Annotated in this window: 4 protein-coding genes; all 4 read left to right on the plus strand. The window is 65.8% G+C overall.

Going from position 1 to position 6623, the window contains the following annotated elements; translation table 11 throughout:
• Positions 1-124 precede the first annotated feature (124 nt).
• The 4 genes from AB6730_RS15610 (at position 125) to AB6730_RS15625 (ending at position 6504) form a co-directional block, all read left to right on the plus strand.
• On the plus strand, positions 125-2473 hold the full coding sequence (locus tag AB6730_RS15610) for a GH92 family glycosyl hydrolase (protein WP_371024529.1): 2349 nt from the start codon (positions 125-127) through the stop codon (positions 2471-2473).
• A 224-nt stretch (positions 2474-2697) separates the two neighbouring features.
• Positions 2698-4494: an ATP-binding protein gene (locus AB6730_RS15615; protein ID WP_371024530.1), complete on the plus strand. Its 1797-nt coding sequence runs from the start codon at positions 2698-2700 to the stop codon at positions 4492-4494.
• Complete coding sequence (locus tag AB6730_RS15620; protein WP_371024531.1) at positions 4491-4937, plus strand: response regulator; 447 nt, start codon at positions 4491-4493, stop codon at positions 4935-4937. Before AB6730_RS15615 ends, AB6730_RS15620 begins: the two co-directional genes overlap by 4 nt.
• A 25-nt stretch (positions 4938-4962) precedes the next feature.
• Entirely contained in the window at positions 4963-6504 is a 1542-nt protein-coding gene (locus tag AB6730_RS15625; protein ID WP_371024532.1) for a response regulator, read from the plus strand.
• The last annotated feature ends 119 nt before the right edge of the window (positions 6505-6623 follow it).

Here is a 6623-nt window from a genome sequence, read left to right on the forward strand (position 1 = left end):
GGCCCAGGGATGCATCACGCAGTGCAACATGCGTGGCTGCGCTATCTTTGCTACGTTCGGTCTGTTTGTCACGATCCAAATGATCGCGGCCACTCGCAACGCGTCCACCCGAGGGGAACCCACGATGTCGAGCACCACCCGCCTGCGCCACGGCCTGCTGGCCGCCGCCCTGTCCTTCGCCTTGCCCGCGCTCGCGCTGGCGGCCCCGAGCGACAAGGCGTCCAGCGCCTTCGCGGCGGTCGATCCGATGATCGGCACGGGTGGCGACGGGCATACCTTCCCCGGCGCCACGGTGCCCTTCGGCATGATCCAGCTCTCGCCGGACACGGCCATGCCGGACGTGAAGCACGCCTATAAATGGGCCGCCGGCTACCAGTACGGCGACTCGAGCATTCTCGGTTTCTCCCATACGCATTTCTCCGGCAGCGGCCATTCCGACCTGGGCGACGTACTCGTCATGCCCATCGCCGGCGACGTGAAGCTGGATCCCGGTTCCCCCGACCAGCCCGGTAGCGGCTATCGCTCGCGCTTCGATCACAAGAGCGAGAAAGCCGAGGCAGGGTACTACGCCGTCACGCTGGCAGACTACGGCGTCCGGGCCGAGTTGACCGCGGGCGCCCGGGTGGGCTGGCATCGCTATACCTTCCCCAAGGGCAAGCCGGCCCACCTCCTGCTCGACCTCCGCCCCAGCATCTACGATTACGACGGCAAGGTGTTGTGGTCGTCCCTGCGCGTCCGCGCCGACGGCACGGTGACCGGCGGCCGCACCACGCGCGGCTGGGCGCCCGGCCGCCAGCTGTATTTCGCCATGCGCTTCAACCAGCCGCTGGCCTCGCGCAGCCTCAAGAACCGCGAGTCGGCCATTCCGTACCGTGGCTTCAGCGGTCCGGGCAACCGCGCCGAGGACGTGGACGGGATCAGCGGGCGGGCCCTGGAGGGCGTGTTCGACTTCGGCGACCTCGGCAAGCCGCTGGTCGTCAAGGTGGCGGTATCGTCCGTGAGCGAGGACAACGCGGTGGCCAACCTGGACAAGGACGGTGCCGGGTTCGATTTCGACGCGCGCCGCGGGGAGGCCCGCCAGGCCTGGGAGAAGGCGCTTTCCAGCATCGACGTGCAGGCGCCCGCGCAGACCCGCAAGACGTTCTATACGGCGCTGTACCACGCCATGATCGCGCCCGGCCTGTCGATGGACGTCAACGGCGAGTACCGCGGCCCGGACAACCAGGTGCATACCGCCAAGGGCTTCGACTTCTATTCCACCTGGTCGCTCTGGGACGTGTACCGTGCGCAGCAGCCCCTGATGACCTTGCTCGAACCGGCGAAAAGCAACGATTTCGTCAGTTCGTTGATCGCCGCCCGCCAGGCCAGCCCCTTCGGCATCCTTCCGGTGTGGGCGTACCAGGGCATGGAAACCTGGTGCATGATCGGCTACCACGCGGTGCCGGTGATCGCCGACGCCTATATGAAGGGTATCCGCGGCTACGACGCCAACGCCGCGCTGGACGCGATGGTGGCGAGCGCCACCTACGGGCCGTACGGTGGCCTGGACGACTACATGAAGCTGGGCTACGTGCCGATCGACCGCCAGCCGGAGGCCGCGTCCAAGACGGTGGAATACGCGTTCGACGACTGGTCGCTGGCGCAGATGGCCAAGGCCATGGGCAAGGACGATATCGCCGCGACCTTCATGAAGCGCGCCGGTAACTGGAAGAACAGCTTCGATACCAAGACCGGCTTCCTCCGCGCCCGCAAGAGCGACGGTACGTACCGCGAGCCCTTCGATCCCTCGTCCGCCGGCTATGGCAGCGACTACACCGAAGGCAACGCCTGGCAGTATTCCTGGTACGTGCCGCAGGACGTCGCCGGGCTGATCGAGGCGCTGGGCGGCAAGCAGGCCTTCGTCGACAAACTGGATTCCGTGTTCGATGCGAAGGTCGATCCGAAGTCGTTCGCCCATGTCGAGGACATCACCGGCCTGATCGGCTGGTACGCGCACGGCAACGAGCCGAGCCACCAGGTGGCCTACCTCTACGACTACGCCGGCCAGCCCTGGAAGACCCAGGAGCGCCTGGTGAAGATCATGCAGACCCAATACACCCCGACGCCCACGGGCCTCGTCGGCAACGACGACCTCGGCCAGATGTCGGCGTGGTACATCTTCACGGCGCTGGGTTTCTATCCGGTGGCGCCCGGCAGCAACCAGTACGTGATCGGCCGTCCGTTCGTGGAAAAGGCCACGCTCAACCTCGCCGGGGGCAAGCGCTTCACCGTCACGGCCGACCACCTGGATGCGAAACATCCGTACGTGGGCAAGGTCACGCTCAATGGCAAGCCGTTGGAGCGGACCTTCGTCCGGCACGAGGAAATCGTCGCGGGTGGCGAACTGCATTTCTCGATGCAGGAAACGCCGGCCAAGGCGTGGGGTACGGGCGACGGTGCCCAGCCCTATTCCATGAGCGCGCCGGCGAACTGAGCCGGGCCTTCACGCGCCGTCACAGGCCCTTCACGACGCCTTCGGCATTAAGCACGCCTCCAAACGGACGGGTGCGCCGCTCTTCCCTTGCCAGTCGGCGGGGGAGGAGGGCGCACCCGTCGCGCGTCCCGAGGGCAGGCGATGGCGATCCACCGAAGCGACGCATCCGGCGTCTACAATGAATGTCCTTTCCGGGCAGGAGTCGTCGTGGGGATGAGGAAGGCATGATCGAGCGCATCGGACTGCGCTGGCGCCTGGTCGGGCTGCTGGCGGCGGTACTCGTGATCGTGGCGCTGCCGTATGTCGTCACGCGCTCGAGTTCGGAGGACGCCCTGGACTCGCGTGACTGGGTCACCCATACGGCGGAGATCAAGGCCAGCGTGTACCAGCTCGACGGCATCCTGCGCAGCAGCGAGGCCGCGATGTACGCGCGCATCGCCGGCGCGCCCGACAGTGCCGTGCTGGATGAGCGCGCCCTGGCACCGCGCAAGCTCGTGCCGGGGATCATCGCCGGCTTGCGCGAGATGACCCGCGACAACGCGACACAACTGACCCGGCTGGGCGCCCTCGAATCGATCGCCAGTGGACGCATGGCCCTCACCGACCAGGCCTTGCAGCGCCTGGCCGCCGGCGATCGCCCCGGCGCCTTCGCTTCGATGGAGGATGCACGCAAGCTGTTCCCGGTTCGCGGTCCCATCGACGAGGTGCTCGCCGACGAATCGAAGTTGCTCGCCGACCGTCGTGCCGACGCCGCCAAGCTGGCGTCGAACAATCGCATCGTGCTGCTGGTCGCAGCGCTGGCGCAGCTCGCCCTGCTCGGCATCGTGGTCGTGGTTTCGGAGCGGCAGATCGCCATCCGCCTGGCCGCGGAATCCCGCGTGGCCGATGCGGTGAAGCGGTCGCAGCTCATCGTGCAGGCCGTGCGCGAGCCGATCGCGATGCTCGATCGCCACTTGCGCACGTTGCTGGTGAACACCGCCTTCGCCGAGCTCTACGGCTTCGATGCCGAAAGCGACCAGCATGCGCCGCTCGACCGTATCGGTGACGGCGCATGGGGCGACACCGCGTTGCTGCAGCGGTTGTCCGACGTGATCGCCCGCGATCGCGAACTATGGGATTACGAACTGACCCAACGCACGGCCGACGGCATCGACCGCTTCGTGGTGATCAACGCCCGCCGCATCGAGCAACCCGACAGCGCCGATCCGGCCCTGCTGTTGACGGTGAGCGACATCACCGCCCGAGCCCTGGTGGAGCAGAAGGTCAACGAACTGAACCGGCAGCTCGAAGGCAAGGTGGAACAGATCTCGGATGTGAACCGCGAGCTGGAAGCCTTCAGTTATTCGGTGTCGCACGACCTGCGCGCACCGCTGCGGCACATCTCGGGATTCGCGGGCAAGCTCGAGATGGAACTCGGTGAGAAGGCGGACGATCGCGCGCGGCATTACATCGACGTGATCAACAGCTCGTCGCGACGCATGGCCCAACTGATCGACGACCTGCTGGTGTTCTCGCGCCTTGGCCGCGGTGCGCTGCGACTGCAACCGGTCGACATGCAGTCCCTCGTGGAGGAAGCCCGGGCACTGGTGGAGACCGATGCCCAGGAGCGCCACATCGACTGGAAGATCGCGCCGATGCCTATCGTGATCGGTGACGAGAACATGCTCCGCACCGTGTGGCAGAACCTGCTCGGCAACGCGGTGAAATACACCTCGCATCGCGAATTCGCGCAGATCGAGGTGGGGCTGGATCGAACGCCCGCGGGCGACTACCAGTTCTCGGTGCGCGACAACGGCGCGGGCTTCGACATGAAGTACGCGGGCAAGCTGTTCGGCGTCTTCCAGCGCTTGCACCGCGCTTCCGAGTTCCCCGGCAACGGCATCGGCCTCGCCAACGTCAGGCGCATCATCTCCCGCCACGGCGGCCGTACCTGGGCCGAGGGCGAAATCGACCGCGGCGCCACTTTCCATTTTTCACTTCCGGCATCCGATGTGCCGGGCTCCAGAACGGGTGACACATGAACAAGCGCGACCTGCGAACCATCCTCCTCGTCGAAGACTCCCTGGCCGATGCCGAGATGGCCATCGATGCCCTTCGCGAGGCCAAGCTCGCCAATCCCGTCGTCCATGTGGAAGATGGCGTTGACTGCCTCGACTGGCTGTACCGCCGTGGCGCCTTCGCCGACCGTCCGGAAGGCGATCCCTCCGTGATCCTGCTCGACATCAAGATGCCGCGCATGGACGGCCTTGAGGTACTCAAGCAACTGCGTACCGAAGAACGTTGGAAGCGATTGCCGGTGGTGATCCTGTCCTCGTCCCGTGAAGAAAGCGATCTTGCGCGCAGCTGGGATCTCGGCGTCAATGCCTATGTACTGAAGCCGGTGGACGTGCAGCAGTTCTTCACGGCGGTACAGACCCTTGGCCATTTCTGGGCGGTGCTCAACCAGCGCCCGGACGGCGAATAACACGCGACGACGGACGGGACGGCACATGGGCGGGCAAGGCCAGAAGGTCAGGATTCTCCAGGTCGAGGATAGTCCCCTCGATGCGGAGCTGGTGCTGACCGAACTCGACCAGGACGGGATCGAGTACGAGACACGGCTGGTGGACGACGAGCAGGCCTATATCGCCGCCCTCGACGAGTTTCATCCGGACATCGTGCTGTCCGATCTCAGCATGCCGGTCTTCAGCGGCGAGCGTGCGTTGCAGATCCTGCGCGAGCGTGGTTCCGACGTTCCCTTCATCTTCATCTCCGCCACGCTCGGCGAGGAAGCGGCGATCGAGGCATTGCGCAACGGCGCCACCGATTACATCCTGAAGCACAACACCGCACGTCTCGCCAGCGCGGTTCGTCGCGCACTGCGTGAAGCGGAGGAGCAGCGCGCCCGCTTGCGGGCGGAACAGGAGCTGATCCGCGCGCAGCGTTTCGAAAGTCTCGCGCTGCTGGCAGGCGGCCTGAGCCACGACCTGCGCAACCTGTTGCAGCCGTTGTTGCTCGCCGGCGACACCCTCGAAGACTACGCCGACGACCCGCGCCTCGCGAGGCTGGGCACGCTGGTGCGCGATTGCGGGCGCCGCGGGTTGGAGATGGTGTCCTCGATGCTTTCCTTCGCGCGTGGCGCGCGGCGCGCCGAGCAGGTGAAGCTTGGTGCCTTGCTGGAAGCGCTGAACCTGCTCCTGCAGGGAAGCGTTCCGCGCACGGTGCGGATGGACGTGGACATCTTCGATCCGGACGTCGCCTTCGAAGGCAACCACACAGAGCTGCAGCAGTGCCTGCTCAATCTTTGCCTCAACGCCATCCAGGCGATGCCCGAGGGAGGCGTGCTGCGCATCGAGACGGACCTGGTCAGCCTGCCCGAGGATTTCTTCGCCGACGGCGAGCAGTCGGCGCCGGGGCGTTACCTGCGACTTTCGGTCGTCGACAGCGGGCACGGCATGCCGCCCGAGGTCCTGCAACGATTGTTCGAGCCGTTCTTCACCACCAAGGAGGCAGGGACGGGTCTGGGCCTGTTGTCCTGCAAGCGTATCGTCGCCAGTCACGGCGGCCTCATGCGCGTGCGTAGCCAGGCAGGCGAAGGCACGGAATTCCATCTGTACCTGCCCTTGCGCAGCGAGGACGGCGACCACATCGAACCGCAGGTCATGGACGCGAGCCTGCAAGGCGAAGCCGAACGCGTGCTCGTGGTGGTGGAGGAAGCGGTGCAGCTATCGCTGCTGGTCGACACGCTCGACGCCTACGGTTACCAGGCGGGCGCGAGCCAGAGCGGTACGGCCGCGTTGCAGTGGATCGAGGCACACGGCGTACCGGATCTCGTGGTGATGGATGCCGACATGAACCTGTTCACCGGGGTACGCACGCTGGCCGCGTTGCTCGATCACGGGTATGGCGGCGCGGTGTTGCTGCTGGCGCGGCCCGACGCGCCACCGAACCTCGACGAGCTGCCACAACTCGATCATTTGTATGTGATCGAGAAGCCGGTGCAGTCGCGTGCGTTACTGCGGAAGGTGCGCGAGGCGTTGAATGCAGGTTAGCGACTGACGCTGCTCGGAATCCGTTGTTTGGGGAGAGCAATCCCTGGTGGGAGCAACTGTCTTTTTCCTTTGGCTCCTCAAGGCGCAGTGGATCGCCAGCCGACCTGATCACGGACCAT

Source organism: Luteibacter sp. RCC_6_2, assembly GCF_041360655.1.
GTDB lineage: Bacteria > Pseudomonadota > Gammaproteobacteria > Xanthomonadales > Rhodanobacteraceae > Luteibacter.

Excerpts from the sequence above, each read along its gene's own strand:
- AB6730_RS15610 (WP_371024529.1), top strand. The coding sequence starts at position 125 with ATGTCGAGCACCACCCGCCTGCGCCACGGCCTGCTGGCCGCCGCCCTG.
- AB6730_RS15615 (WP_371024530.1), top strand. The coding sequence starts at position 2,698 with ATGATCGAGCGCATCGGACTGCGCTGGCGCCTGGTCGGGCTGCTGGCG.
- AB6730_RS15620 (WP_371024531.1), top strand. The coding sequence starts at position 4,491 with ATGAACAAGCGCGACCTGCGAACCATCCTCCTCGTCGAAGACTCCCTG.
- AB6730_RS15625 (WP_371024532.1), top strand. The coding sequence starts at position 4,963 with ATGGGCGGGCAAGGCCAGAAGGTCAGGATTCTCCAGGTCGAGGATAGT.